Here is a 25,876-nt window from a genome sequence, read left to right as displayed (position 1 = left end):
GCATACTGCGAAATCACACGACTCCCATAAGGATGCTACATTTTTTCAGGTGCTTTTAGACCAATTAAGCTCAATCCGTTGGAAATCGTAATTTGTGTGCATCTAACCAATGCCAATCTTGCTTGTCGTAGCGCCGCATCCTCGATCAGAATTGGACTCTCATGATAGAAGCGATTAAAGCTCTGTGCCAAATCAACCAAATAACGGCTGACAACCGAAGGCTCCAGCTTCTGCGCCGATTGCTCCAGACGTTCCTTGAACACATAAAGCTGTTTAAGCAGATTTTGCTCAGCAGCGTTGTTCAGCAGCTCCGCACCCTGATCATCCAGCTTCACTGGAAATTCCTCACCAGCTACCCTCTCCCCTGCTTTACGCAGCACACTGCTAGCTCTGGCATGCGTATACTGGACGTATGGTCCAGTCTCGCCCTCAAAATTCAATGCGTCCTCCCATGAGAAGACGATATCCTTAATCCGGTTATTGCTTAAATCGCTGAAAATAATAGCCCCTACGCCAACTTCCTGAGCTATCTCAGCTTTATTATCCAAATTCGGGTTTTTCTGTTCAATAATTTCACTCGTTTTTTCGATAGCCTGGGTCAGAAGCTCCTCCAGACGAATCACGTTGCCTTTACGTGTAGACAGCTTCGCACCCTCGAGACTAACTTTTCCGAAAGGTACATGCACAAGACGATTATGCCAATCATATCCCATCAGCTCAATGACCTTGAACAGCTGTTGGAAGTGAAGACTTTGCCCTGCATCTGTAACATAGATACACTTCTCAAAATCGTAGGTTGCCTCACGATACACAGCTGCGGTCACATCACGAGTATGATAAAGCGTGCCTCCGTCTTTTTTAATCATCAGGGCTGGCGGCATATTGTAGTCGTCCAAACGTACCAGCTGCGCGCCGTCATCCTCTTCCAGCAGCTTCTTGGCTTTCAGTTCTTCAACAATAGCCGCCATTTTATCATTATAAAAGCTTTCGCCCGCGTATGAATCAAACTTTACACCGAGCAGCTCGTACATTTTTTCAAATTCCTTAAGACTGATTTCCACAAACCATTTCCATAGCTTAGTGGCTTCCTCGTCACCTTGCTCCAGTCGAACAAAACATAGACGAGCTTCATTATCGAGCTCCGGATTGCGCTCTGCTTCATCGTGAAATTTAATGTATAAACGCTGCAGCTCCCCGATCCCATCTGTTTCGACAGTCGCTTGATCTCCCCATAGCTTATACGCCACAATCAGCTTGCCGAACTGTGTGCCCCAATCACCCAAATGATTGACACCGACACAATTATAGCCAAGAAATTCATGAATTTTATAAATCGCATTACCAATCATTGTTGAACGCAAATGTCCAATATGAAATGTCTTTGCAATGTTAGGCGAAGAAAAATCGATCACGATATTGCGGCCTTGTCCCATGTTTTGCGAGCCATAGCGTTCTTGCTGCTCGAGAATCTCGCCAATGACACTTGATGCCAAATGCCCAGGCTGCAAGAAAACATTGAAGTACCCTGCAACAGCTTCTACCCGCTGAACGGCAGGATGCTCCTTCCAGCTTGCTGCCAGCTCCTCAGCTATCGCTTGCGGCGCTCTGCGCAGCAGCTTGCTGAATTTAAAGCAAGGCATCGACAAATCTCCCATTTGGGGATTCGGTGGGTATTCGATCAGTTCAACGATCGTCGCTTCATCTACGCCCTCTAACTGTGGCCCTAATTGTGCTGCTAACAACTGCTTGTAATTCATGAATGAAATGCCCCTCTCTACAACAACTGCTTGTCTAACGATGAGTCTGCCTTGTATACAATAAAGCACCCCGGGACGGGGTGCTTGTCAAACTTCAGTCCCAAAATACCGTTAATTGTCTATGTAACATTATAGCCATCAGCAAAAATCGAGTCAAGCAGCATAATTTCGCAAACCCTATAACCAGACGCAAAGTCACTCTAATTTTTAATCAACCAACCGAGCGGTGAACATTGATTTCGCCATACGGGATCCATCACAGTAGATTTCCACTTCTATTTTGCAATACCTACGGCTAAGCTCAATAATGTTAGGTACCAGATCGATCACGCTATCGATAGGGATAGGCAGGAGAAAAAAATTAGATGAGCTATCCAATATCAGATTGCCCCTCTTCTCTTCTTTTACTATACGCATTGCAGCTTGACTCATCAAAGTTGTCATTAAACCTTCCGATACCATACCGACATGATTGGTCATTTGTGCCGATATCGTCCGACGATAAAACAACTTTCCGGTTTTGTCACGCATTTTCTGAACACTGGACCAAAGCTGATCTTCGAAGGTTTCTCCGTTTTGCGGCTGCGTCTGTGCAAACTGAAGTGCCTTTAACACATCTTTACGACTAATGACACCAATCATTTTGCGGTCTTTTCCGACCACCGGAAGCAGTTCAATTCCTTCCCATACCATCGTATGGCTAACGTATGCAACAGAGGCTTGCAGCTCAATCGTTAGTGGATTTTTGGTCATAAATTGGTCCACCGTTTGCTCCGGCTCCGCTCCCCATACATCTCTAGTCGTAATCATACCGATGGGTCTATATTGTTCATCGACTACAGGGAAACGGGTATGCCCCGATTCTTCTATAAGCAACTGAACATCCGAAACCTTGTCTTTGGCATGAAGAACGTGGACAGGTGCATCTGTTCTGAGAATATCCTGAACCAGCATAATTTTCTTTTTAATCATCCTATCGTCTATGGCCCGGTTGATCATCGTAGCGACAGTAAATGTATCGTAGCTGGTTACGATGATAGGAAGCTCCAACTCGTCTGCCAACTCTTTGGCTTCATCCAAAGGATGGAATCCACCTGTGATCAGAACACCTGCCCCCTGCCCCAACGCATACAAATGAGCTTGAGTCCGGTTGCCGACAATTAACAAATTATCAGGGTCGATATAGCGTTTCATGGCTTCGAGCTGCATCGCTCCAATGACAAATTTATTTAAAGATTTATGAAGTCCCTCGGCTCCACCAATCACGTCTCCATCGACCATATTCACAACCTCGGCAAAAGTCAGTTTGTCGATCTGATGATACTCCTTTTTCTCTACGCGAACCGTGCCGATCCGATCCTTCGTGCTGACAATTCCGATATTCTCTGCTTCTTTAATCGCCCGATATGCGGTTCCTTCGCTCACTTCAAGCGATTGCGCAACTTTTCTGACAGAAATACGCGTTCCCACACTTAATTCTTCTATATATTGAACAATTTGTTGATGTTTGGTCAGCAATTCCTGATTATCCTCGTTCATGCTTTTCACCTCATATTACCACTGTATCACTCTGTTTTTATTTTATACTACAACAACACAAAAAAACAGCTCCATCCCACATTCGGATAAGGAACTGCTATTCAATCATTCATTTGTAAGTATCGCTTTTTATTCTTTCACAGAAGGGTAATGAAGTGTTAAGAATACGGGCGATAACGGATAAAAGGTTGTTTCCGTGCACACATAACATACGGTGTAGTAGCAGTCAGCGAGTTCTTCCAGTTTCTCTCCGCATTTTGAGCAGCATTTATCCGGAAGTGATTCATAAAAATCATGTGAATTAACCAGCATAATCGCATCTCCCTTAAACAAATTCAAACCCCACATTGTATTAATACAGATGATATTTTATTTTATTATTGTATAACAAAAATCCAAACTGTACAATACTGTTTTATCTATTTATTTTTGTTGTATAACAATAATAAAAGGCAGTCCGAATGTATTCATTCGTCTGTCTGCGTTTTTAAAATATAGGATACTATTCTGCGTTAACTACCTCATCGTGCTCCGTCTAAATCTAGTAAAACACAGCATGTTGAAAAACAAAAAAAACCTCCGAAATGAATCGAAGGTTTTTTCAAAAATATGATGCGGTCAAGAGGACTCGAACCTCCACGGGGGGTTAGCCCACACGGACCTGAACCGTGCGCGTCTGCCAATTCCGCCATGACCGCTTGTAGCGACAAGAGATAATATATCACGATATATTACTGATGTCAACGTTGTTTTTATTTTTTTTGTAATCTCTATTATTTGCACCAAACCCACACTAACCATCCGACAAAAATCCAAATGGGGAGCGTAAACAGTAGTCCGAATATAGTCCCTTTTAAAGCAGATCCATTGTCTGACATCCCCCACCTCCTATTTCCAAATAGATCTCATTGGACCCTATCCCGTACAACGATGATGTATCCTATGCAAACGATTAAATTCGTATGACACAGCCATCATGTTTGCATATAGGCTCCATATAATAGTCAAGAAGGGGGAAATGAGAATGGTGCTGCTTCAGTTGATGATCGGTATTACTGCCGCTTTGTTTATATGGGGTTTTATCCGTATGTCGTTTCACAGTTTACTATGGGTGATCGGTATTACCTTGATAGTCAGCTTATTGATACCTGGCGCTTTTGCATTCATTGGTGGAATCTTGCTCATTTTCATCGGCATGCTAGCTGCTTTAGGTGTGCTGTTTATTATGGGCGCCTTCAAGAATTAAAGAATGCCCGTTTCAACCATTACTCAGACAATGGATTCTCAAGCCATTTACTATAGCGCTCTTCCGTGTAAGGCTGATAATGATATTTGCGGTTTAGCTTTACGATATTACGATTCTGCTTACGGATAGCCACTGTATCATCATCCCAGGCGACTACGATCCCCCGGACATCATTCTTGGGATCAGCATCCCTAACCACGCGAAGCTTTGTTCCATCTATTCGGTATTGATCCAGTTGCTCTTCACTAATCATGATTTGTACTCCTCCCTTGCATACTTGCATCGACCACTAAGTATAGAATACACCAATCCGAGCACACAATAAACAGGACATGCATACACGAACCCATCAAAGGAGAATTTTAACTTGGATAAAAAAAACTACTATGTGACCGTAGGCTCCAGCGAGATTTTAGAGCCGCAAGAAACTATCGGTAATTTTGATTTTGAGATATTGGCATCCGAAGAGGAAATCGATCAGCTGCAGGAGTTGTTCGAAGAATCCGAGGACGCACAAGAGACAACTTTTTTTAGGGCGCATATCCCTACCCGATTATACCATCATGATAAAGAAAATGACGCCGCAGATTATTATCTTGGGCAAATCTACAGCAAGCTGTATGAACTAGGTACAGATGAAACTAAGGCTCATATCAGGAAAATGAATATTTTGCCACTTCAATAGCCACACGCGGTTCATACAACAAAAAACCTATTCCCACCAAGGAGAATAGGTTTTCTTACTATGGTTCGTACCCGGGTACGATTAACTAACATGTTCCTTAGAATCATTGGTTTCAAACCAATAATCCAATACTTTGCTTGACATCACGCGCTTGCTGATGTAATCAACCTGCTGCTCAGAAAAATGCTGCTGCCACTCTACCCCAAGCTCATTGCACAATTTCACGATGGTCAACAGCTCGGACCATGCAACATATCTTTTGTACCAAAAAAATTGAGGATGTTCAATCATATAGGGATACAGATCATCGAATTCTGTATGTTTACAATCGAGGGCACGTTCAAAGTGAATTTTCGCTTCGCTTAACTTGGTCATGAAAAAATCGTTTGGAATTTCATTCCCCATAGCAAATGCCTCCTCTCTTATGCATAATAGTATTATAAATGAAAATGCGTTCAGATGGAAGGCTTTCCAGCTTTGAAAATTATTCATCTCAACACTTCAATTAATCAAAAATAATATTTCCATCCTCCATTGAAGAAATTCTTACCAGCGATTCGACTCTGATTCCTGATTCCCTAATCGTACGTCCACCAGCCTGGAATGTTTTCTCAACTGCGATACCCACCCCGACCAAATGTGCGCCGGATCTGCGAATAATGCGGATCAAGCCTCTCGCGGCATCTCCATTCGCTATAAAATCATCGATCAACACGATACGATCCTCGGCAGTTAAAAACTCACGGGCAACCATGATATCGGTTACGAAGCCTTTAGTGAAGGATGGAACACGCTCACTGTAAATTTCGGTAGTGTCTGAGCTAACCGGTTTTTTGCGACGGGCAAAAACCATAGGAACATTCAAAATCTGTGCTGTCGCGAAAGCAATAGGAATCCCTGACGATTCTATCGTCAATATTTTCGTTATACCCTCCCCAGCAAAAATCTCGGCAAATTCCTTGCCCATCGCCGTTGTCAGTACTGGATCCACGGCATGATTCAATATGGCATCCAATTTAATCACATCATTGGAGAGTACAATGCCAACCTCACGTATACGCTGCTTTAATAATTCCATCTTATATCCTCCATCTGAAAAATCCTTACTCGTTAACTTATCATAATGACATTCCACGTTTCAAGTCCAACTTTAATAATCTTTTTTATATGTTTCGAAACTTTCTGTGGGGGTAATACGTCAGATAAGTATAGAGTGCCACAAAATCATAGTTTTTTTCCAAAATGTCTTAAATTGGTCAAACTTACGCTTTGTGCAGACTCCCTGTACGGAGTATGATTAGTATTGGTTTTAACATTCATTTGGTTTTACAATTCAATGGAAGGCAGGATGCAGATGACAATTAAATCCAACTTACATACCTTGTCGCCAGCTTCTATCGTCCTCGTCCTACTACTATCAGGCTGCACCTATCCGACAACCGAATCGATGCAACAGCACCAACCCCGAGTTCAGGATATGACGCAGCAGCCTTTAACACTAACAGAGCCTTCAGCTTCTCTATCAGTACCTGCGTATACTACTGAACCTGCAGCACCAACGTTACCCCCTACAGCGGCGGCCAACGCTAGTGACAAGGTATCGTTGGCAAGTGTAGATCCTGTGGGTAAGTCCGAGCCTCCGGTTGCCGAAGTCAAACCTACACCTGCAAAACCCAAAATTGATATTCGTGACCCTTATAATCAGGCAAAGCCAACGTTGCTCGGATTAACCTTGAATAGCTCAAAGGATGCAGTTACTACTCGTTACGGCAAGCCACCGGAGCAATTTGTAATGGATGAAGACAGTGATCCGATAACCGTTTATGACTACAAGGACTTTCTGGTAGGATTCAACAAAAAGAATCAGTTAATTTTCATCGATATTCGCAGCGCCGAAATCAACCCGGGATTGAACGGACTCAAGCTTGGACAATCAACAAGCCAGGTTTACGATGCCTTAGGCAAACCCGACACCAATACAAGCTATGTCTTAACCTACAAATCAACGGGTGCCGTTCTTAAGCTTGATGTTGATCCAAAAACAGATAAAATAAACTCGATTAAATTATTCACTATTCAGGAATAGCATAAAGAAATATAGCAAAAAGAGCCTAAACTGGATTCTCCGGTCTAGGCTTTTTTTATATGTTACTTGGTCAGCGATTTTGATTTACGGATTCGCCAATAAATAATGAGCCCCAAAACTGCTACGACTGCAATAATAATACCGGTGATCCCCAGATAATGATGAACGACTCCCATAATTTTCGGTGCGTTCACTCCAATAAAATGCCCCAAGGTCAAAAATGTCAGACACCATATGAGTGCTCCGCATCCTGCAAACAGCAGATACCTCCATATTTTCACACCGCTTACTCCTGCCCAATAGCAGGTAAAATGGCGTATACCCGGTATATAATAACCGAACACCACCGTCCACAGACCGTACTTTTTAAACCAGCTTTCAACTAGATCCAATCTTTGAGGCGTCAACTTTACCCATTTTCCGTATTTGTACAAAAAGGGCTTACCTACCGTATTTCCCAAGTAATAGCTGACGATCATGCCAACCATCGTACCCGCAAAGCTGGCCAAAAGCGATTTCCCAAAAGAAAGCGGACCATCAATCGTCGTTAACGAACCAACAGTCGTCATCAGAATCTCATCAGGAATAGGTATACCTACAATTCCAACAGCCAGTAAACCAAATAGAGCGATATACCCATAACTTTCAATTATTAGTAAGATTTCATCCAGCACCAGGACACGCTCCAGCATAAGATATGGTATAACGAATAAATTGGCATTCAAAATCTAGTAGACATCATCTATTTTAACAGAAGTGCATCAATTCCCCAAATTCATGTCATGTTATCATCGGGTTATTCATACCTTGTACTGTTCTGGATAGAACAAGCTGTATGAAGGGTGGACACCATAGCATGAGAAAGCTTGGACGCATCATACAAGTTGGTTTTACTTATGCCGGTACGGTAGTGGGTGCCGGCTTTGCAACGGGGCAGGAAATCCTGCAATTTTTTACGAGATATGGGTGGTCTGCTACGCTGAGTATCTGTGTATCGACTTTATTGTTCATAGCTCTCGGAATTAAGCTGATGCTGCTTGCTCATGATCTTAAAGCCCGTTCCTACGAGGATATGAATACACACTTATTTGGGCGTTCTGTCGGCAGATGGATCAATCTGTTTACACTGGTTACGATGCTGGGCGTTTCCTCTGTTATGCTAGCGGGTGCCGGATCGGTGTTCGAAGAACAATTCCATTTGCCTTATCAGTGGGGGTTATTCTTTACTTTGATTTTATCCTTTTTGATTTTGCAGAAAGGTATGCAGGCCATAATGGTCGTGAACTCTGTCGTAGTGCCGATGATGCTGTGCTTTATAGGCATGGTCGTTTGGCACACATGGAGCTTGCCCGGCTCTAGCAACTGGCTTCACCTTACCTCTGACTCCAGTATCGGTCAAATCGGCTTATCTCCCCTGCTGTACGCTGCTTTTAATCTATCGATGGCACAGGGAGTACTTGTCCCTCTGGGTGGCCAAATTCAGGATCGTCAAACGCTATATTGGGGGGGAGTAACAGGAGGACTAGTAATCGGGCTGATGCTTTTGGCTGGACACTTCGCATTATCAGCACAGATGCCTGGGATTGCTCAATTCGACATTCCGATGGGTCAGCTCATTTCCAGTATAGGGTGGATATGGCAGCTTATTTTTGCTTGTATCATCTATGGTGAGATTTTCACTACGTTTATTGCTGATTTATTCGGAATTTCCAGACAGATCGAACAGCATCTCCAGATATCACGCATATGGATTGTGCTTTCCTTATTATTATTTACCTATATAATCAGTCAGTTTGGGTTTAAATCGCTCCTCGCTACCTTGTATCCGCTCTTCGGGCTGTTCAGTCTTGCCTGGATGTTCATGCTGATTTGGCCCAGAAAGCACAGATTCCATACGAACTAACGAGAGCACAAGGGACAGCCTCAGCACCATAAACAGCATCCCGAAAATCATAAACACAAAGCCACAAACCAGATACCCATAATGGTACAAAGGGTAGCTCTGAGCATCGCGAATTACGGCTAGCAAATCAGCTAAAAGAAACATGCTACCAATCGTAAATACGCCAATTAATGCGTAATCGAAAAAAGTCCACCGAAGCAAATGCCGAAAGGTTCCGTCCAGAAGTCTTCCATTCGACGTTTCGTGCTTTCGTTTGTCTTGAAGCTGGTTCATAGTGAGCCAAGCCATCAGAACCGCAGATCCGGTTACCAATAGCCCAATCAATCCGGCTATCACGGCCAAAGTCTGGTTCATTTTACCGTTACACCTCTCCATCTTCGATCACTGTGACTGCATAGATAATACATGTATAAGCCATAAGGTGCAAGCAAAAGTTAGAATCGGAAATATCCATAATATCACCTGCAGTACACCGATCGGGTATATGGCTGCTTGACCCCATAAAAAAGTTATATTAAATCGGTGTACCCACGGAATTTCCGCTTCCAGCTCCACCGCATGTGGTTTATTTGAACTAATCACTCCACGTTTCCAGCCTACCTGGTAAGTAATTTCCCTTTCTCTCTGCTGCTTTGGCTCCAAGATTGCGCCCCCGTTCGAATTCCTATATACTATAGTATTTATATACACCCAAAAAAGCAATCAGTTTATAAAGGATGGTCAAAAAACATACGAGGAGAATTATGTGATGTGGTTTGTGTTTGCAGCAGCCTCTGCGGTCTGCTTTGGTTTAAGGGGCATCTTATATCAGTGGACATCGCAGCGTCCGATTGACCGTAATTTACTACTGTTAGGCGTTTATTTATCAGGAACCATCATTGCATTTGTCACTAATCTGGTAGTGGGACAACAATGGTCGATCGAAGTTTGGATCGGCGTTCTTATGGGCCTATTTTCGTTTATTTCCAATGCTTCCATGTACCGCGGATTTGCTGTTGGCAAAGCATCATTGATGGCTATGTTCACCGGAATGCCACCCGTCGTTGTCGTGATTGCCGCTTTTTTGATATGGGGAGAACGGCTAACATTAGGACAATCTCTATCCTTTGTTATTATCGTTTTCGGTCTTTTATTAATCCGCTATTCCAGTGATATTTCAATAAAGAACCTCAAAGGCGCTGGGTGGGGAGTTCTCACCATGTTTGGTTTTGGATTAACAGATATAATCTCCAAGCAATCAACCTTGATAGGCGCACAAATCTTTCCCACACTTACAGCCATGTATGTAACAGGAACACTCCTGTTCGGTATCGCATGGTTGCTTAACAGGCGCAGGCAGTCTCTAGTGCAGCTCGAGTCTGCCGCTGCACTAGAGGCTGCTGCGGCATCTGAAGTGAATGCATCCGAAACAGCTTCAATTGCAGCCCCAAGCAGCCGACAAGCAGCCGCAGCGAATAGCGCACCTAATTTGTGGAGCGTGCGCAAAACCTTATTATGGGGCCTCGTCATCGGTCTGACTAATGTATCCGGCATGATGCTGGTTTTGCCCGCATTTAAGCTTGGAGTAACCGGGCTAGTTTCAGCAGTAATGGCCATGAATGTTGTCTTCGTATTGTTATACGCTAGATTTGGTCTAAAAGAACGTTTCAGTCCTTTAGAAGCATGCGGCCTCACACTTGCTTTGGTTGGGATTATCGTACTGCGTCTGGCTGGCTAGTGGAGGCGGACAACACGACAAATAAACTGCATCATCTTTATGATAGCAGTCTTTTTGTCGTGTTGATGAGCGATTATCCTTCTTTTCGATAGCTCCTGTATACATTCTTCAACTGCTGCACCACGCGTGACATGGAGTAAGTATTCTTGGCTTTATCCCATGCGACACGGCTCAGGTTATAGCGATAGGTCGGATCGCCTGTCACTTTTTCCAAGGCATTCGCTAGTGCAGGTACATCATTGACGGGCACAAGCAGACCATTTTGCCCGTGATTGATTTGCTCAGGGATACCACCTACATCAGTTCCAATTAAGGCGAGCCCACACAGCGCCGCCTCGGCGAAAACCGAACCGAAGGCTTCAGCACGGGAGGGTAGTACGAATACATCAAAAAACGGCATAAAGTCCTCTGGATGCAGCATATAGCCATAAAAAATAATTTCCTCATAAATATTTAGCTCAATTGCCATCTGTTCAAGCTCGGGACGTATGGGACCATCTCCAATGAGATGCAGCACAAAGGGCTGACCGCTTTTTTTAAGTTCTGCACAAGCAAGCAGCAGAATATCAATGCCTTTGGCAGGGACTAGACGACATACGGTGATCAGCTGTGGGATTTTGTTTTCATGCGGTACCGGACGAAACCGCTTTTCATCAAAACCATTAGGTATTACACCTATTCGCTCTGGCTCCTGTACGTATTCACCCAAATACTGCTTGAAAGAATTGGACACCGTTAGCAGTTGGTCCACCCTATCCTCCAGCTCATTGTAGATCGCGGTCAGGAAGGCATGCTCAACTCCATTCGGCTCTATTTTTCCATTGAGTATTAATTCCTTCTCATAGCTGGAATGGACGGTCATAATGACCGGTGTCTCTGGGTACAACTGCTTCATCACAAGTCCTACAATAGGATGGTGGGCATGAATCACATCGTAGGTTTTGGTGATCCTTAGCTTCGTCCACCACACATAATCCTTATAGGTCTGAATATATTTATCCACAATCGGGTTACCTGCATAAACTTCCCAATCAAAGGTTGCAAATTTCACCGGTTCAATTCCTTTACCACGTACCCGTTTTGGAAGCGAAAAAAGCTCCATTTCCCAACCACGCTTATTAAATCGGTCCAGAATAAAAGGAATCATGGAAGATACACCACCTGGCTGCTCCGGCGGAAAAAATAATGCTTGTAATATATTCATGAGAGCCCTCCGTAGTATTTCATCTAAATTTTATACTTTTGCTTGCATCCTTGATATCGTATCAGGTAAGTATGACCACTACAAGCGTATTCGTGAAAAGAAGAATGTTGACCAAAACGAATGTATGTTTCTATAATAAAGGATATATCTTCATGAATGCGAGGCTTGTATCTATAATGAATGCGCTAACTTTAACAGATTTATGGCTCGGTACATTAGGAACTATTATTTCCTACACGATTATTTTGGTTATCTTGCTGCTGACCCTGCTTGTTTCCTTCAGGCTGCTCGTCAATCGCAGAAAAATCGGTTATCTGTCCATGATGCTGTCGTTAGTCATTCTGATCGCCCAATATGGGCAACTGATTCAATTTCAATTGTACCCAACTCCAAGTGAGACCGCGATATTTATTGCACTCATTTTGAAAGCATTTGCTTTTTTATTGGTCAATATCGGTATTTTTCAGCTTTACAATCCAACCAAGGCCAAGGACGGAATTATCATTGTTGCCGTTATCGTAACCATGTCACTTGTTTCTTCCACTTACTGGTATATTCCCGGCAACCTTGAAGGCAGCCAAGAGCAGATTACTCAGCTTCAGCCGCTCGGTCTGGAACTATTCATGTTCGTGATCATTTTTGTCAGCTTCATGCTGGTTAATCCGCGAATTGGGCAAAATGGCAAGTTCCAGCTTATGCTGACGCTCTATTTTTGTGCTCATATGATTTATATGGCGAACAAGTATTTGTTTAACGGTAGCCAAGGCGCGCTAACCAAGCTCGAGCAATTATTTCCCATGGCATTTCATATCGTGCTGTTTCTGTTCATTTTCGAACGGATTATTGAAATGATGCAGGCGATTTATAATTCATCCATCCGCGATGGATTGACCGGACTTTATAATCGCAAATTTTATTACAACCGTGTGAATCAGCACCTTGCTCAGCAAATTATGATCTCCGTCATTTTCAGTGATATCGATAACTTCAAAAAACTCAATGATACGAAGGGACACCATATGGGGGATCAGGTTCTCAAGCAGGTGGCTCAAATCGCCAAGGAGGTGTCCGAGCCCGATGGAATTTGCGGACGATATGGCGGCGAAGAGATTGTTGTGATGGTAATAGGTAACGCAGCGGAAACGTCAGTGATCGCAGAAAAGATTCGTGCGCGGGTCGAAGCCGAGACGATTGTAACCGTTAGTGTCGGCTTTAGTTGTTATAGTAAAGGCATAGGTGCAGACGAGCTGATCAAGCAAGCGGATGAAGCCATGTACAAAGCCAAAACCACCGGCAAAAACAAAGTTATTGCCTACGCTTAATATTCAACCAAACAAACAGGCGAGGATGCATGGTTATGCATCCTCGCCTGTTTGTTTGGTTGATCCTTATCCGGATTTGCTAGACACCTTGCCATTGCGGAACGTTACTTTCAAAGAGGTTCCCTCTTTAGTTTTATACTCATAGGTTGTTACTTTGCTAACACCATTTTCGTCTTTGGATTCGCTAATCAATTTACCCATTTGACCCATGGCTTTACCAACTTCATCATATGTCATTCCAAAATCGACTTTTTCTAATTGACCCTGAGTTGCAATTGGCTGCTCCTTTGCCCCATCTGGCCTTGGAACCTCAGGTACCGCTGGTGGGGTTGTAGCTGGTGGTGTTTCAGTACCAGCAGCAGGTGGGGTCGCTGTGCTTGGCGCTGGTGTAGTTGGCTCAGGAGCCGGTGTCGGTGCGGGCACTGGTGTGGTTGGCGTCACGGCCTCACCCGGCTTGGCAGCAGGTGTCGTGTCTTTCGTGCATCCGGAAAGGATGATGGTCAAAGCAGCGACTAAAATTATAAGTTGGCGCAAAGAAAATCTCCTCCCATTTCAAAGTAATTAGGAATTATTATACCCGAGGGTAATGTTAATATCCTCGTCCTATTATAACGCAATTTGTTTAGGGATGCGAATCATCCGTGTTTGGTCACTAATTCAATCACTGTTCAATGATAAATAACGAGTCCAACGGCTGCTCCAGCAGCTCACTAAGCTTCTTAGCCGTTCCAGGACCGACCGACTTCACGGAACGTTCCAGAAGACTGATGTAAGAAGGACTCAGTCCCGACTGCTTGGCCAGCTCTCGTTGGGACATACCTTTGAATACTCTGGCTCTCACAAAAGCATTGGTATTGGTGCGAATTCTTTTCATCTTTATGCAGTCACTCCCCCTATCTTCCATCTTTTTACGATTTTATCATTATATTTTACATTTGGAAAAATTTAATTTACTTTTGAATACATTTGTGTGAACGTTGAAATTACAGAAGTTTACTGATATCATATCAATATTAACTATTGTTTACTTATGAAAATGCAGGTGTCCTTTATGAATTTTTATGAGCAGCTGCGCGATATGCGCAAATTGAAAGGCTTCACTATTCGCGAGTTGGCTGATCGTTCCGGTGTTTCTTCTGCCTACATTTCGCAAATAGAAAATGGCAATCGCGGGGTTCCCTCTCCGGATGTACTGATGAAGCTATCCGAAGGCTTGAATACTCCCTACTCCAATTTGATGGAGATCGCGGGCTACCTTGAGCAATCGCAGGACAGTGGTAATAGTAAAGATTATGTAAAACCTCGTGTCAACCTACGAAGATTTTTGCGCGATAATGAATTGAGCTTTGATGGTATTGAGCTAACTGAGCAGGATAAGGAATGGATCGAACGGATGTTGACAGTCTTATTCTGGAAAGACAAAAAGAAAGAAGACCAAGTCTGATGTCCGAGCACAGCTTGCTCCCCTAACAAGTATTTTAAGCAAACCAGCTCGAATTCCCTTAATCCGGGCTGGTTGCTCTCCAAGCAAATAGTTGCCGAACTAATGTACCCAATCAGCTTCGTAATTGAGTTCTTCAAACGGTTGGTTTTGATACAGCATAATGAGATTGAACGATTCAAAATCTTTTTCCTTGTCCATCTCCTGCATCATCAGCATTGCGATAGACTCACGATCCACGGAATCCCCCGGTTCACGAAAATCAATAAACCCTTGCAGCTGTCTATAGCTTGCATCAATCGTTGCTCTACCGATCGGCAAACCACCATGTGATTGCTGGTATATTTCAAAAATGTAAGTGTCGCCACTCCCCATGGTACGAACAACCGTATATTCTCCTTCCGCCTCACTGTAGAACGCTGCCGAACGTCGTCTACTATCAGCTTCCTGGTCAAAGTTCTCCTCTTGCAAGCCCATCACATATTCATTTTGTTCATCAGCATTCTCATCCTCAAATCGTTCATATTCCATCCAATCGTAGTCATAATCATAATCTTCTTCAACGTTAACCCAGTTCTTATTGTCTTTGTTTGCGAAAAGGAGTGGATCAAGTTCACTGTACGACACGGTTACCTCACAGGTCCGTGCACCTAATGCATAGGTTAAGGACTCTATGTGTGCTTGTACAAATGTAAACACCTGCTCCCTTGCATGTTCAGGAAGTACCTCTTGCTCCAATTGGACGGCCCCTGTAATCCGGTCTGCCTCACGATAAACGAGCGTCATCACTCCGATACATTGATGGTTCCACATAATGTCGTTTACTTCTCCACCCGCCGTCTTTAAATCCGTTCTAAGCCAAACATCGGTCATCCAAGCTCGCCTCCAATGGACTTATATGTGGTCACCAAATGTCAGAAACCATCATGATTAGCGTGTCCCATCCAGCCCAAAATATATGCATAAGAGATAAGAGTCCATTCTCAGCGCCGGTTGGCTGTAAGCTCGCGCTATTTCGATCTGACTATGAACCCTTTATACGAGGATAAACGGCTACGCCGTCTTATACGGTGGATCACGTTGTCTTGAAATATTCCAAAAGCTAGGAACCGGACTTATCTTTTCTGATATTGCAAAAAAAAAAGACCAATGAGCTGTGGAATCACAGCCATCTGGTCTTTTTCCATTTAAATATGAACCTGCTGTAATTGGGTCAGCTCGTTCTCAGTCAGCTCACGATAAGCACCGGGAGCCAGGTATTCATCGAGCAGCAGCGTTCCCATGGAAATTCTTTTCAGGAAAACTACCTTCTTGCCAACAGCTTCAAACATCCGTTTCACTTGATGAAACTTACCTTCCTGAATCGTCAACTCAATTTTGGCAACAAGACCCTGCTCAGGATCACCAGCGGCCAAAATGTTCAGCTCAGCCGGCATCGTGAGGTAGCCGTCATCCAGAGTGACTCCTTTATGGAAAATCTCCTGATCCTTGTCTGTAACCAAACCGTCTACCTCAGCAAAATACATTTTGGAGACATGCTTGCGGGGGGAGAGTAAATTATGCGCAAGCTTACCGTCATTGGTCAGCAGCAGCAATCCCTCTGTGTCCTTATCCAGACGCCCAACAGGAAATAGCTCATAGTGGGCATAAGCTTCATCCAGGAGATCTAGTACAGTTCGCTCACGACTGTCCTCTGTCGCCGATATGACGCCTTGCGGCTTATTCAACATCAGATAAATAAACTCACGATAACGAACGGCTTGCCCATCTACCGTGATCCGGTCCTGTTCAGGATGAACCTGGATTCCTCCATCCTTAATCGGACGGTCATTAACTCGAATAAGGCCATTCTTTACCATTCGCTTGATTTCACTTCGTGTACCATGGCCAGCATGTGCCAACAGCTTTTCCAAGCGCATCGTTTGCTTCAACTAAGTCAACCTCCAACCCGGGGGATATTCATTTTTTAACATACCATCCTGCCATTTGCCCCAACCTACAGGAAACCCATCTATAAGAACTAAACAATAGCCCTTAAACGCCGTGCTTTCATGACGTCTGCGAACGGCAGATTCAGCTACCTCCAACGTCTCTCCCTTCAAATATCGGGATGCAGCAGCAGATGTGGCTTCCAGGTCAATTGTACGTATGACGTCCTCGCTTCTGAGTCCCATGGCAAGCGCATGTGAGGGTTCAAATCGCTGCTTTTTCAAAGTGCCTATATACCATCCGGGACGAATAATGCGAATGCCGCTTAGATCCGGCAGTCCGATCGGAGATGCATATACATGTTCGCCATGCAGCGTAATTTGAGAAATCCCTACTTCCGGAGCATGCTCTGCCATAAAGCTATATAACAGCTGCAAATCGATTTCAGGCTGCTTTCCCGTGTGTGAGCTATTCAGATGCTTGCTTTTCATCGATTTGGCGGATTTGTTCGGCTTTATTATCGAAGGAGCTGCTGCGGAATGGAGATTCATATCTATATGAGCGGAGTCATCAGCACTCCCATTGTGCAGCAGTACAGCAACAAAATGACCTTCTCCCACGAGCAGATGCGGCCACAGTCTTACCGTCCCTTTTACAGCCTCTCTAGCACGATCTGAGAAGCTATCCAGCTGTCCGGATAGATCTGTGTCATATCCATGGGATAATCCATCCACAGCCGCTACAGGAGCCACAATAAATGCCGGATGCTTATCCAAAAATTCAGCGATCATGGCCTCGTTCTCCTCTAGCGAAAACGTGCAGGTGGAATAGATCATACGACCTCCCGGACGCAGCATATGAGCCGCTTGGTCCAGAAGCTCTCTCTGCATCACGGCATAACGTTCTACCCAATCGGACTCCCAGGCTTTGGCCATATCCGCTTCCTTGCGAAACATCCCTTCACCAGAACATGGCGCATCGATCAATATTTTATCAAAAAACTGCACAAAGCTGTGCTTAAGCTTCTCCGGCTGCTCATTCAATACGACGGCATTCCGTACACCGGACAGCTCGATATTTTTGACCAGCGCCTTCACACGATCCGAATGGATATCATTCGTCACCAGCATCCCTTGACCTGCAAGCTTAGCGGCGATTTGTGTGGACTTTCCACCAGGTGCCGCACATAGGTCAAGTATCCGTTCACCGGGCTGGACGTCCAGCAGCTCCACAGGCGCCATGGCACTGGGCTCCTGAATATAATATAAACCAGCATGATAGTGAGGGTGTTTACCTGGTCTGCTATCCTCTTCGTAATAAAAACCGCTGGAAGCCCAAGGGATCGGACTCAGCTCTAATGACGTCAGCTTTAAGAACTGATCCTTACTGCACTTCATGGTATTGATCCTCAGCCCGTACACTCTAGGTTTATCATAGGAAGACATAAATGCCTGATACTGCTCTCCTAACAGGTCACTCATTCGAACCTTAAACGCCTCTGGTAAAAATCTGCTTTGTATTCCGTCACTTTCTGACAATAGTTGTCCAACTTTCCTTAGTAGCATTGATTAATTCAGCCGTGTTCATGAACTGTTCCTATTATATTTCTTATAGTTGGATGCTGCAACAAATGTCATAATTCATTCATTTTTGCAGTTATGAGCAGCAGGAAATCACGATCCGTTTATCGAAATCCTTGGATAATCAAAATAAATATCATATAATGATTGAATTAACGAGTAGAGAGGATTATACCTGAATGAAAAAGATTGCGATTTATTTATCTATCATTATTGTGCTTTTCGCAGGGTTATATGTCGTGAACCAGCAATCGGACAAAACCAAGAATAGTAAATTTGCCAACAATGTATACGGAATGGCACCCAACAAATTAAATCCCGAAACCGTCAAGCAGCTTGAGGATCCGAATTATCAAAATATCATCCTACCTGCTGAGTTAAACAAAAAGCTGGATGCTAAAGAAGACTTTTTTGTTTATTACTTTGCCTCCACCTGCCCGCATTGCAAAAGAACAACTCCGGTTCTTGCCCCTTTGAGCAAGGAATTGGGAATCGACGTCAAGCAGTTTAATCTAGAAGAATTCAAAGATGGCTGGAACAAGTACAACATTCAATCCACTCCTACTCTGATCTATTATAAAGCAGGTAAAGAAGTGGAGCGTATAGTTGGCGGCATTGCCGAAACCGGTCAGCAGGGCTACAGCTCGGATTCATTCAAGCAGTTTTTGGAAAAGTATAAGGCCAAATAGAGCAGATGAGCGAAAGCTCCTGCTCTATTTTTTTACATAGACTTCATCCATGCTCATCCTCATCAACACCTGGTAAAGGCGGATTGGCAATAAGAGCTTCCACCGCTTCGACCAATATCAGATCAATTACCCGAATGTTCAAATCGTAAAAAGCAAACGGCTCATCCGCCATTCGTTGCAGCTGCTGCAAATAACGTTGGCTATCTGCAATCAGTAGAGCCAAGTCAATGCCCATAACTTCTGCTGGGCGCCCCACCAGCTTTTCCATTGCCGCTGTGAACAGCTTGATGGCCCCGCTCACATTCCCATTACGGTGATGATACAGACCTACAGCTACTTGAAGCAGTCCTTGGTATAGAGGTGCCCTGCCTTCCTCAAGCCACAGTTCCTCCATCACCTCGTGACACTCAAAATAATCGCGGTCCACATTAAAGTAATAGATGAACTTCACGTACAATCGATCATATTCCGGCCTCTCAGTCAATCGATGCACCTTCATTTCTTATGAAGCCACTATCCTTTTTTGGCACGAGCGATGGCATCATCGATCTCCATGGACAGCTCCCTCAAATATCTGATATCTTCCGTCTCCCAATGCTCGTTAAAGCGAAACTGAAACTGAACGGCCTCACGAACCCGATGGTAAAAATACAGCTCCTGAATCCCGTTAAGTATCCGGGACACCGTATTGGAATTGTCCTCGAACAACTGCTGCGCTTCCATAATTTCATCGCGGATGCTGCTCATCTCCTGATCCAGCAAATACGCAGCCTCCGCAGCTTTACTGAGTCGTTTGATCACTTCTGGCGGCAAACTCTCGCGATATTTATAGTTCAGGGAATGTTCAATGGTTGCCCAAAAATTCATCGCCAGCGTTCTGATCTGAACCTCAGCCAGCACCCTTTTCATCCCAAGTGCCGTTTGAACCGGATATTCCAAAATCATATGGTAACTACGATAGCCGCTCGGTTTCTTGTTCAGCACATAATCCTTTTCATACAGCAGCGTCATATCCTGCCTTACACGAATCAAATTAGCCAGCCGTTCAATGTCCTCAACAAATTGGCACATGATGCGAATGCCGGCAATGTCCTCAATCCCTGTTTCCAACTGCTCCATTGGAACATTCAATCGTTTGGCTTTATCTAGAATACTGGATATTTTCTTGACTCTTCCTGTAACAAATTCGATGGGTGAGTATTCATCACGGCTTTTCAATTCGCCGCGCAATGTTTTGAATTTGACCTTTAGCTCTTCAACAGCCTGGTCATAAGGCATGAGAAACTTTTTCCAATCGCGTCCATCCATCCGTACCCCTCCATTTTACCGTTGCCGATGTGCCGAACCGACTGCTTCCGTAATGTTAGCAAAGCCGTTCTTATGCAGCAATTGTTGCAAGCCCTCATTCAATCGCCTAACTAGCGAGGGTCCCTCATAAATTAAAGCCGTGTAAATTTCTACCAGGCTGGCTCCCGCACATATTTTGTCGTACGCTTGCTGAGCTGTAAACACTCCGCCAGATCCAATAATCGGCAGCTTGCCTTCCGTTAGTTCGTATAAAGTATGAATAAGCTGTGTGGAACGCCCAGTTAACGGCTTACCGCTGAGTCCACCAGCTTCTCCTTTATGACGATGAGTCAGGCCCTCTCTTGACAGGGTCGTGTTGGAAGCAATAATACCGGACACTCCGCTTGCTACAATCGTTTGTACCATATAAGTGATTTCATCTTTGGCAAGATCCGGTGCTATTTTGACCAAAACCGGCTTTGCAGCTCCACCATGCCTTTGATGCTGAAGCTTCATCTCATCTTGAACAGCAGCCAGCAATCGAGACAAATCATCTCCATGCTGAAGGCTGCGCAAATCCGGTGTATTGGGCGAACTGATATTCACTACAAAAAAATCTCCGTACTCATACAATCTGGTTATGCAAGCACGATAATCATCTTCTGCATGTTCATTCGGTGTCTGTTTATTTTTGCCGATATTAACCGCGACGGGGATTGTGCGTTTGGCAGACTGCTCCAAATGCTTGGCCATCACATCAATACCTACATTATTAAACCCCATACGGTTAATTAACGCGGTGTCCTCAGGAAGTCTGAATAACCGCGGCAGCTCGTTCCCAGCCTGTGGCTTTGGTGTAACCGTGCCAACTTCCATAAATCCAAAACCAAGATTAGAAAACCCGTCAACGGCTTTCGCATTCTTATCGAGCCCTGCTGCCAATCCGATCGGGTTGGCAAAATGAATTCCCCATAACGTTGATTCCAATGCTGTTGTTTGCTTGACTCCATACATTCCTTTTAGCAAGCTCTTGACTCCGGGTAAAGCCGAAGCCGTATGAAGCCCATCTATTGTCAGATGATGTGCCTTCTCCGCATCCATTCGAAAAAGCAGCGGTTTTAACATATTTCTGTATAACATTCCACGGTCTCTCCCTTAAACAAACGATAACTTATTCTCTTTGAACAGTTTATCGTTTTATGCAAGAAAAATAAAGAGCAGAGGTTATACAAAATCATGTTTGTTCGCTGCCACAGTATGATAAAATATTCATAAATCCACGAAAAAGGCAGGGCGACTCCTATGCAACGAAAAAAACCAACTTATTTACGACAACGTAAACCTCAGGATACGATCAACAAAAAAGGGATCATCGTAGTATGCTCTGTATTTGCTGCCCTGATCATTGCCATGGCTGTATTACTTGTGCTTCGTTAGGAAAGCGTTTTATTTATATTTAATCGAGCCATTTATACACTTTCCCTGGATTTGTTTCATTACTCATCAGGGGAAGTGTAAAGGCTGGCTCCCCGCGCTTAATCTCAGAGGGCAGCAGCCCTTTACCGATTGTCACTGGCGTCCCGAGTGGTGCCATATCGAATAACTCCTCGATATCTTCCTTCAGCATCCGTACGCACCCCAACGACTCGTCCTTGCCGATGCTGTTCGGTTTATTCGTTCCGTGAATAGCATACAAGGGGTTGGAAAGCCCCATCCCTCTGCTGCCAAAATCACCATTTGATTTCCCATTCGGATTTCTTACTTTCTCCGCTATTTCAAAAGTTCCCTCCGGAGTACGATCCGCACCTAAGCCGACGGGATAACTCCTTACGATAATCGACCCACTGACCAAAGCCAATCTATGGTTGGTCTTATCCACAATGATCCGCAGCGGATCCTTAAGGGGCGACTGAAGTCCAGAAGCAGATGGCTCATGACTAGCTGCAGAGGATCCTGAACCTTGACTTGGCAAACCCGTTGATGGCGTTCCCGTCTCGGATGGACTTCCCTGAGGAGCAGCCTTGCCTGTCAATTGATCTTTCTCCTGCTCATAGAGCTGCTCCATGAAAGGGGTAACGCCTGAAAGAATATTTTGCGGATGCGGCTGATTTAAAGCTTGCAGGTTTTCAGGAGGTCTTCCATTCTTACGACTGTACGCATCTAAAGCCGAGCGAAGCACGACTTCCTGCTCACGCTGCCCCTTCCACGATTGATAAATTGATTTCGGCTTCGAAGCCTCCGTCGGCTGGCATTGGCAGCTTTCTGCATCGTGATATTGAATTTGCTGTTGAGCAGCATCCTGCTTGCCTTCCACTGAAAGCAATATATCCGGCGGCTGCAGCCAAGATATCCATTTGCCGTCTTCTGTCGGTTTGCCCGAGGCCAATATCGCATAGCTGTTAATACGTTCTTTAATCAACATCTCCTGTAAGGCCGCTCCTACCCGCTCCTTCGTTTTTGCTCCCGCTATGTAATATACCTTCGTTTGCTGCACCTGAGCCAAGCTGACATCCTTCGGTAGTGCTGGAAGAGCTATCTGTGGCTCAGGGGAAGGTGCAAATGCGGGAAGATACCCGATCCCGAATACAACCATCGCCAGCAGGACTGCCAACCGCGCACGACTCATCCAGCGTGTTCGTTTACCGCGTCGATCCAATTGCTCCAGTGCTTCCTGTGATTCAAGAGATACTTTAATCGTTTGGTTTTCAAAAGCCTCATAAATCTCACCGGCTTGTCCATAACAGTACAAGGCTTTTCCGCGCTTGCCTTGCCCATCATATTCCCTGCCCAGCAGGTACCAGGCCATTTTATTGGTAGGATGCTTGCGCACATACTTTTTTAGCAGCATCTGATCGTCTAAGGTATTATTATTGAAAAATTGCCGCAGCTGTTCCTCATGATCCTTTGGTTTCATGAAATCCCTTCTTTCAACCTTCTCACTGTAATATCGGCACCATTGTTCATTTTGTAAAGAGTTGAAAAAAACACCTCTACTCCTTGATTGGAGTGAGGTGCTTGATCATTATTCGAATATATAAGGGGAATCGATATCCCCACCTTTTAAGTAATTTCGGACTTGCATTACGTTTTTAAATGCTTCTACAACCACAGGGTCAAAATGTGAGCCCTTGCAGCGCACAATTTCTTCCACGCCATCCTGACAGCTGATTCCTAAGGAGTATGGACGATCCGTTGTCATGGCATCAAATGCATCAGCAACCGCGACAATCCGCGCATAAAAAGGGATACTTTCCCCCACGAGTCCTTCAGGATACCCGCTTCCATCCATTTTTTCATGATGATACTTAGCAACCTCGGTCGCTTGGATCATCCGTTCCAAAGGCTCTACGTTGGACAGAATACGCGCGCCTATTATGGTATGAGAAATCATACTTTGAAACTCTTCGTCATTCAGTCGTTCCGTTTTCAATAATACGCGGTCCGGCACGCCAATCTTGCCAATATCATGCATCAATGCAGATCGATAAAAATGTTTACATTCTTCTTCACCTATTCCAAGCTCCCTTGCTATCCACAAAGAGTAGAGAGCTACTCTTGATGAGTGACCCGACGTATAGGGATCTCTGGAATCCAAGGCTATGACCAATGAATGTATCACATTGATCGGAAAAGGATGGTCCATGGAGGTCAAGCCGCTTTTTAGTTCAAATGCCGATTCTAGCAATAAGGTGAGATCTCGATTACGTTTTTCCAACTGTTCCAGTTCGTCTTTGAGCTGCTGAATATCGGACACGTATTTGCCTCCAACTGAATCGCTTTTTCTCATCATAATCGAAAAAACCTACTATGTGAAGTGAAGAATACATCTTCCCTGCACACAATAGGTCTTATGAATGAAGCTTTTAACGGACTATCGTCGATTTGTTTCTTAGAATGGCTGTTCGGACTGCTTCATTCCACTGAACATCCAAACCTATTTCTTCTGCAAAAAAACGAATCGGCACATAAGTATGATCATCCTTGATGTAAGGCGCTACGTCGGTTTCGGTCACAGCCGATTCTTTATTTTGCACAATACGTTTAATGCCTGTCTTATCAATGTACAATTCAATGGCAACACCATTCTTGGCTAATTGAACACTGCGGTCAGCATCGTTAAAAGTAACCTGATAACCAAGTGCTTCAGTTATTGCTCGGATTGGAACCATCGTCCTACCGTTGACGATTTCCGGCTGTACATCGAATTGAATCCATTGAGATCCATAAACCACCTTAACGTTAGAATCCTTTGGCAAATTAGCAGGGAGCTGATACACACTAATTTTTCGAATTTTATTGTTATAGGCATCTGCAACGATGACATTTCCTTCCGATGTGATTGCAACATCCACAGGGTTTTTGAATGAAGCGCTGCGATCCACACCGTCAGCCTCGCCACCGCGTAAACTGGCAGCGCCTGCTATCGTAGTCACTTGACCTTTATCCAAATAACGAATCGAATGATTCAGCGTATCCGCAATAATTAGCCCATCATCTGCAGTGACAGCAATGCCTTGTGGAGAATTGAATAAAGCTTGATTGGCTGGGCCATCTGCATAGTCGCCTGGTGCGTAAAGAGCTGTTTTGGAATACACGGTACCCTTATCATCGAGTGCACTGCTGCCTGCAATCGTACTTACCTTGTTCTGTTGGAAGTCAATATAGCGAATTCTTTGGTTCCCAGTATCGCTGACAAACAAGTTCCCTTTGCTATCCAAGGCCAAGCTTGTAGGTTCATTGAACTTGGCCGTTTGTAGTATGCCATCCAAATAATCGCCTGCTTGAACAACTTGACCTGGGGTTACTTCTATCACACGTCCAGATAAAGCATTCAAAGTTTTGACCTGACCGCTTGGGCTGATACTGCGAATCAAATGATTAAGAGTATCCGCTACATACAAGGTTCCATCAGGAGCAGCAACAACATCGGAAGGACGATAAAAAGTAGCAGTACTACCTGATCCATCCTTCATACCAATTTCTCCGTTTCCGGCAATCGTAGTAACATTACCGGAGCTGTCAATTTTCCGTATCGCATGATTTCCTGCATCTGCGACAAACAGGTTTCCTTTATTGTCTAAGGATAGTCCCATCGGCTCTTGGAAAAACGAAGCGTCCACCTTTCCATCATAACGTCCGCCGACCGGAAAACCTTTTGCGTCTTTTAGAAGATTTAGTCCGGCAAATGTACTGACCTGTCCATCTTTAAGCTTACGAATGACATGATTGCGAGTATCGGATATAAGGATCGAGCCATCCGTCAAGACAGCAACGCCTGAAGGGCTCCTGAATGAGGTTGAAGCCGCAGCTCCATTCTCATTCCCAAAATCACCGATCCCAGCCAAGGATGTAACATCGGTTAATATTTGTTCGTTGCTTCCCCTTATGCTATTTACCGATAATGAAGCGCCCCATACAGTCGAGGTGCCCATCAATAAAGATGCTATAAAAGCCGTTGCAACGATTTTGCTTACTTTTTTCATAGGGTTCC

At 44.4% G+C, this 25,876-nt stretch carries 29 protein-coding genes and 1 tRNA gene; 9 read left to right on the top strand and 21 right to left on the bottom strand.

Annotation, left to right across the window (positions count from 1 at the left end; all coding sequences use genetic code 11):
* Window positions 1-35: 35 nt before the first annotated feature.
* The 4 genes from argS to BM210_RS12510 form a co-directional block, all read right to left on the bottom strand.
* Window positions 36-1,757 carry an arginine--tRNA ligase gene (gene argS, locus BM210_RS12525; protein WP_091168387.1) on the bottom strand — a complete coding sequence of 574 codons (1,722 nt, stop codon included), beginning with the start codon at window positions 1,755-1,757 and terminating at the stop codon, window positions 36-38.
* A gap of 207 nt (window positions 1,758-1,964) precedes the next feature.
* Entirely contained in the window at window positions 1,965-3,296 is a 1,332-nt protein-coding gene (locus tag BM210_RS12520) for a DRTGG domain-containing protein (RefSeq protein WP_091168385.1), read from the bottom strand.
* A 129-nt stretch (window positions 3,297-3,425) separates the two neighbouring features.
* Window positions 3,426-3,608 carry a protein YhfH gene (gene yhfH / locus BM210_RS12515; protein WP_091168383.1) on the bottom strand — a complete coding sequence of 61 codons (183 nt, stop codon included), beginning with the start codon at window positions 3,606-3,608 and terminating at the stop codon, window positions 3,426-3,428.
* Between the two features lie 301 nt (window positions 3,609-3,909).
* A tRNA-Leu gene (locus tag BM210_RS12510) sits at window positions 3,910-3,994 on the bottom strand.
* 326 nt (window positions 3,995-4,320) lie between these two features.
* Here BM210_RS12510 and BM210_RS12505 point away from each other — a divergent pair.
* Window positions 4,321-4,542 carry a hypothetical protein gene (locus BM210_RS12505; RefSeq protein WP_091168380.1) on the top strand — a complete coding sequence of 74 codons (222 nt, stop codon included), beginning with the start codon at window positions 4,321-4,323 and terminating at the stop codon, window positions 4,540-4,542.
* A gap of 19 nt (window positions 4,543-4,561) precedes the next feature.
* Here the strand turns inward: BM210_RS12505 and BM210_RS12500 are convergent, their stop codons facing one another.
* On the bottom strand, window positions 4,562-4,795 hold the full coding sequence (locus BM210_RS12500; RefSeq protein WP_091168378.1) for a hypothetical protein: 234 nt from the start codon (window positions 4,793-4,795) through the stop codon (window positions 4,562-4,564).
* 114 nt (window positions 4,796-4,909) lie between these two features.
* Between BM210_RS12500 and BM210_RS12495 the strand changes: the two genes are divergently transcribed.
* Window positions 4,910-5,227, top strand: coding sequence for a hypothetical protein (locus BM210_RS12495; protein WP_091168375.1), 318 nt, complete (start codon window positions 4,910-4,912; stop codon window positions 5,225-5,227).
* 81 nt (window positions 5,228-5,308) lie between these two features.
* Here BM210_RS12495 and BM210_RS12490 read toward each other — a convergent pair whose 3' ends face one another.
* Both BM210_RS12490 and BM210_RS12485 read right to left on the bottom strand, forming a co-directional pair.
* Window positions 5,309-5,632, bottom strand: a complete 324-nt coding sequence (locus BM210_RS12490) for a hypothetical protein (protein ID WP_091168372.1) — start codon at window positions 5,630-5,632, stop codon at window positions 5,309-5,311.
* A gap of 100 nt (window positions 5,633-5,732) precedes the next feature.
* Complete coding sequence (locus BM210_RS12485) at window positions 5,733-6,305, bottom strand: xanthine phosphoribosyltransferase (protein WP_091168370.1); 573 nt, start codon at window positions 6,303-6,305, stop codon at window positions 5,733-5,735.
* A gap of 276 nt (window positions 6,306-6,581) precedes the next feature.
* On the opposite strand from BM210_RS12485, the gene BM210_RS12480 reads away from it, so the two are divergent.
* Window positions 6,582-7,313, top strand: coding sequence for a hypothetical protein (locus BM210_RS12480; RefSeq protein WP_091168515.1), 732 nt, complete (start codon window positions 6,582-6,584; stop codon window positions 7,311-7,313).
* Between the two features lie 62 nt (window positions 7,314-7,375).
* Here BM210_RS12480 and BM210_RS12475 read toward each other — a convergent pair whose 3' ends face one another.
* Window positions 7,376-7,987, bottom strand: a complete 612-nt coding sequence (locus tag BM210_RS12475) for a DedA family protein (RefSeq protein ID WP_371263462.1) — start codon at window positions 7,985-7,987, stop codon at window positions 7,376-7,378.
* Window positions 7,988-8,169: 182 nt separating this feature from the next.
* Between BM210_RS12475 and BM210_RS12470 the strand changes: the two genes are divergently transcribed.
* Window positions 8,170-9,216, top strand: coding sequence for a YkvI family membrane protein (locus tag BM210_RS12470; protein ID WP_091168368.1), 1,047 nt, complete (start codon window positions 8,170-8,172; stop codon window positions 9,214-9,216).
* A 381-nt stretch (window positions 9,217-9,597) separates the two neighbouring features.
* Here BM210_RS12470 and BM210_RS12465 read toward each other — a convergent pair whose 3' ends face one another.
* Entirely contained in the window at window positions 9,598-9,858 is a 261-nt protein-coding gene (locus BM210_RS12465) for a hypothetical protein (protein WP_091168366.1), read from the bottom strand.
* A 106-nt stretch (window positions 9,859-9,964) separates the two neighbouring features.
* Between BM210_RS12465 and BM210_RS12460 the strand changes: the two genes are divergently transcribed.
* Window positions 9,965-10,933 carry an EamA family transporter gene (locus BM210_RS12460; RefSeq protein ID WP_091168363.1) on the top strand — a complete coding sequence of 323 codons (969 nt, stop codon included), beginning with the start codon at window positions 9,965-9,967 and terminating at the stop codon, window positions 10,931-10,933.
* Window positions 10,934-11,006: 73 nt separating this feature from the next.
* Here BM210_RS12460 and BM210_RS12455 read toward each other — a convergent pair whose 3' ends face one another.
* Window positions 11,007-12,137 (bottom strand): glycosyltransferase family 4 protein, encoded by a 1,131-nt coding sequence (locus BM210_RS12455; protein ID WP_091168362.1) that lies wholly within the window; start codon window positions 12,135-12,137, stop codon window positions 11,007-11,009.
* Between the two features lie 152 nt (window positions 12,138-12,289).
* On the opposite strand from BM210_RS12455, the gene BM210_RS12450 reads away from it, so the two are divergent.
* A complete protein-coding gene (locus BM210_RS12450; protein ID WP_256223547.1) occupies window positions 12,290-13,459 on the top strand; it encodes a GGDEF domain-containing protein in 1,170 nt (389 codons plus the stop codon).
* 66 nt (window positions 13,460-13,525) lie between these two features.
* On the opposite strand, the gene BM210_RS12445 is transcribed toward BM210_RS12450, so the two are convergent.
* Window positions 13,526-13,993: a hypothetical protein gene (locus BM210_RS12445; RefSeq protein ID WP_091168360.1), complete on the bottom strand. Its 468-nt coding sequence runs from the start codon at window positions 13,991-13,993 to the stop codon at window positions 13,526-13,528.
* A gap of 127 nt (window positions 13,994-14,120) precedes the next feature.
* Entirely contained in the window at window positions 14,121-14,333 is a 213-nt protein-coding gene (locus BM210_RS12440) for a helix-turn-helix domain-containing protein (protein ID WP_091168356.1), read from the bottom strand.
* Window positions 14,334-14,510: 177 nt separating this feature from the next.
* Here BM210_RS12440 and BM210_RS12435 point away from each other — a divergent pair, with 177 nt between their 5' ends.
* Window positions 14,511-14,903 (top strand): helix-turn-helix domain-containing protein, encoded by a 393-nt coding sequence (locus BM210_RS12435; protein WP_091168354.1) that lies wholly within the window; start codon window positions 14,511-14,513, stop codon window positions 14,901-14,903.
* A gap of 99 nt (window positions 14,904-15,002) precedes the next feature.
* Here BM210_RS12435 and BM210_RS12430 read toward each other — a convergent pair whose 3' ends face one another.
* The 3 genes from BM210_RS12430 to BM210_RS12420 form a co-directional block, all read right to left on the bottom strand.
* Complete coding sequence (locus BM210_RS12430; RefSeq protein ID WP_091168352.1) at window positions 15,003-15,773, bottom strand: hypothetical protein; 771 nt, start codon at window positions 15,771-15,773, stop codon at window positions 15,003-15,005.
* Window positions 15,774-16,087: 314 nt separating this feature from the next.
* Entirely contained in the window at window positions 16,088-16,831 is a 744-nt protein-coding gene (locus BM210_RS12425) for a pseudouridine synthase (RefSeq protein WP_091168349.1), read from the bottom strand.
* Window positions 16,832-18,394 (bottom strand): RsmF rRNA methyltransferase first C-terminal domain-containing protein, encoded by a 1,563-nt coding sequence (locus BM210_RS12420; RefSeq protein WP_091168347.1) that lies wholly within the window; start codon window positions 18,392-18,394, stop codon window positions 16,832-16,834. It abuts the gene before it with no gap.
* A gap of 194 nt (window positions 18,395-18,588) precedes the next feature.
* On the opposite strand from BM210_RS12420, the gene BM210_RS12415 reads away from it, so the two are divergent.
* Complete coding sequence (locus BM210_RS12415; RefSeq protein ID WP_091168346.1) at window positions 18,589-19,098, top strand: thioredoxin family protein; 510 nt, start codon at window positions 18,589-18,591, stop codon at window positions 19,096-19,098.
* 43 nt (window positions 19,099-19,141) lie between these two features.
* Here BM210_RS12415 and BM210_RS12410 read toward each other — a convergent pair whose 3' ends face one another.
* From BM210_RS12410 to BM210_RS12400, 3 genes are read right to left on the bottom strand one after another with little or no spacing between them, the layout of a single operon-like run.
* A complete protein-coding gene (locus tag BM210_RS12410; RefSeq protein WP_256223546.1) occupies window positions 19,142-19,582 on the bottom strand; it encodes a DUF309 domain-containing protein in 441 nt (146 codons plus the stop codon).
* Between the two features lie 29 nt (window positions 19,583-19,611).
* A complete protein-coding gene (locus tag BM210_RS12405; protein ID WP_091168343.1) occupies window positions 19,612-20,406 on the bottom strand; it encodes a GTP diphosphokinase in 795 nt (264 codons plus the stop codon).
* 15 nt (window positions 20,407-20,421) lie between these two features.
* A complete protein-coding gene (locus tag BM210_RS12400) occupies window positions 20,422-21,525 on the bottom strand; it encodes a quinone-dependent dihydroorotate dehydrogenase (RefSeq protein WP_091168341.1) in 1,104 nt (367 codons plus the stop codon).
* Between the two features lie 162 nt (window positions 21,526-21,687).
* On the opposite strand from BM210_RS12400, the gene BM210_RS35650 reads away from it, so the two are divergent.
* A complete protein-coding gene (locus BM210_RS35650) occupies window positions 21,688-21,822 on the top strand; it encodes a hypothetical protein (RefSeq protein ID WP_256223544.1) in 135 nt (44 codons plus the stop codon).
* A gap of 19 nt (window positions 21,823-21,841) precedes the next feature.
* Here the strand turns inward: BM210_RS35650 and BM210_RS12395 are convergent, their stop codons facing one another.
* The 3 genes from BM210_RS12395 to BM210_RS12385 form a co-directional block, all read right to left on the bottom strand.
* Window positions 21,842-23,299, bottom strand: coding sequence for a L,D-transpeptidase (locus tag BM210_RS12395; RefSeq protein ID WP_091168339.1), 1,458 nt, complete (start codon window positions 23,297-23,299; stop codon window positions 21,842-21,844).
* A 108-nt stretch (window positions 23,300-23,407) separates the two neighbouring features.
* A complete protein-coding gene (locus BM210_RS12390; RefSeq protein ID WP_177237780.1) occupies window positions 23,408-24,139 on the bottom strand; it encodes an HD-GYP domain-containing protein in 732 nt (243 codons plus the stop codon).
* Window positions 24,140-24,248: 109 nt separating this feature from the next.
* A complete protein-coding gene (locus tag BM210_RS12385) occupies window positions 24,249-25,868 on the bottom strand; it encodes a stalk domain-containing protein (RefSeq protein WP_091168335.1) in 1,620 nt (539 codons plus the stop codon).
* Window positions 25,869-25,876: the final 8 nt, after the last annotated feature.

It is taken from the genome of Paenibacillus sp. 1_12, assembly GCF_900114475.1.
GTDB lineage: Bacteria > Bacillota > Bacilli > Paenibacillales > NBRC-103111 > Paenibacillus_S.
This window is presented reverse-complemented; position numbering and strand designations above follow the sequence as displayed.

Bases quoted from the DNA above. Each gene is read 5' to 3' on its own strand.
- BM210_RS12520 (WP_091168385.1), bottom strand. From the start codon at position 3,296: ATGAACGAGGATAATCAGGAATTGCTGACCAAACATCAACAAATTGTT.
- BM210_RS12435 (WP_091168354.1), top strand. From the start codon at position 14,511: ATGAATTTTTATGAGCAGCTGCGCGATATGCGCAAATTGAAAGGCTTC.
- BM210_RS12455 (WP_091168362.1), bottom strand. From the start codon at position 12,137: ATGAATATATTACAAGCATTATTTTTTCCGCCGGAGCAGCCAGGTGGT.
- BM210_RS12400 (WP_091168341.1), bottom strand. From the start codon at position 21,525: ATGTTATACAGAAATATGTTAAAACCGCTGCTTTTTCGAATGGATGCG.
- BM210_RS12430 (WP_091168352.1), bottom strand. From the start codon at position 15,773: ATGACCGATGTTTGGCTTAGAACGGATTTAAAGACGGCGGGTGGAGAA.
- BM210_RS12405 (WP_091168343.1), bottom strand. From the start codon at position 20,406: ATGGATGGACGCGATTGGAAAAAGTTTCTCATGCCTTATGACCAGGCT.
- BM210_RS12490 (WP_091168372.1), bottom strand. From the start codon at position 5,632: ATGGGGAATGAAATTCCAAACGATTTTTTCATGACCAAGTTAAGCGAA.
- BM210_RS12450 (WP_256223547.1), top strand. From the start codon at position 12,290: ATGAATGCGAGGCTTGTATCTATAATGAATGCGCTAACTTTAACAGAT.
- BM210_RS35650 (WP_256223544.1), top strand. From the start codon at position 21,688: ATGCAACGAAAAAAACCAACTTATTTACGACAACGTAAACCTCAGGAT.
- BM210_RS12415 (WP_091168346.1), top strand. From the start codon at position 18,589: ATGAAAAAGATTGCGATTTATTTATCTATCATTATTGTGCTTTTCGCA.
- BM210_RS12395 (WP_091168339.1), bottom strand. From the start codon at position 23,299: ATGAAACCAAAGGATCATGAGGAACAGCTGCGGCAATTTTTCAATAAT.
- BM210_RS12500 (WP_091168378.1), bottom strand. From the start codon at position 4,795: ATGATTAGTGAAGAGCAACTGGATCAATACCGAATAGATGGAACAAAG.
- BM210_RS12385 (WP_091168335.1), bottom strand. From the start codon at position 25,868: ATGAAAAAAGTAAGCAAAATCGTTGCAACGGCTTTTATAGCATCTTTA.
- BM210_RS12460 (WP_091168363.1), top strand. From the start codon at position 9,965: ATGTGGTTTGTGTTTGCAGCAGCCTCTGCGGTCTGCTTTGGTTTAAGG.
- BM210_RS12420 (WP_091168347.1), bottom strand. From the start codon at position 18,394: ATGCTACTAAGGAAAGTTGGACAACTATTGTCAGAAAGTGACGGAATA.
- BM210_RS12480 (WP_091168515.1), top strand. From the start codon at position 6,582: ATGACAATTAAATCCAACTTACATACCTTGTCGCCAGCTTCTATCGTC.
- yhfH (WP_091168383.1), bottom strand. From the start codon at position 3,608: ATGCTGGTTAATTCACATGATTTTTATGAATCACTTCCGGATAAATGC.
- BM210_RS12470 (WP_091168368.1), top strand. From the start codon at position 8,170: ATGAGAAAGCTTGGACGCATCATACAAGTTGGTTTTACTTATGCCGGT.
- argS (WP_091168387.1), bottom strand. From the start codon at position 1,757: ATGAATTACAAGCAGTTGTTAGCAGCACAATTAGGGCCACAGTTAGAG.
- BM210_RS12505 (WP_091168380.1), top strand. From the start codon at position 4,321: ATGGTGCTGCTTCAGTTGATGATCGGTATTACTGCCGCTTTGTTTATA.
- BM210_RS12440 (WP_091168356.1), bottom strand. From the start codon at position 14,333: ATGAAAAGAATTCGCACCAATACCAATGCTTTTGTGAGAGCCAGAGTA.
- BM210_RS12485 (WP_091168370.1), bottom strand. From the start codon at position 6,305: ATGGAATTATTAAAGCAGCGTATACGTGAGGTTGGCATTGTACTCTCC.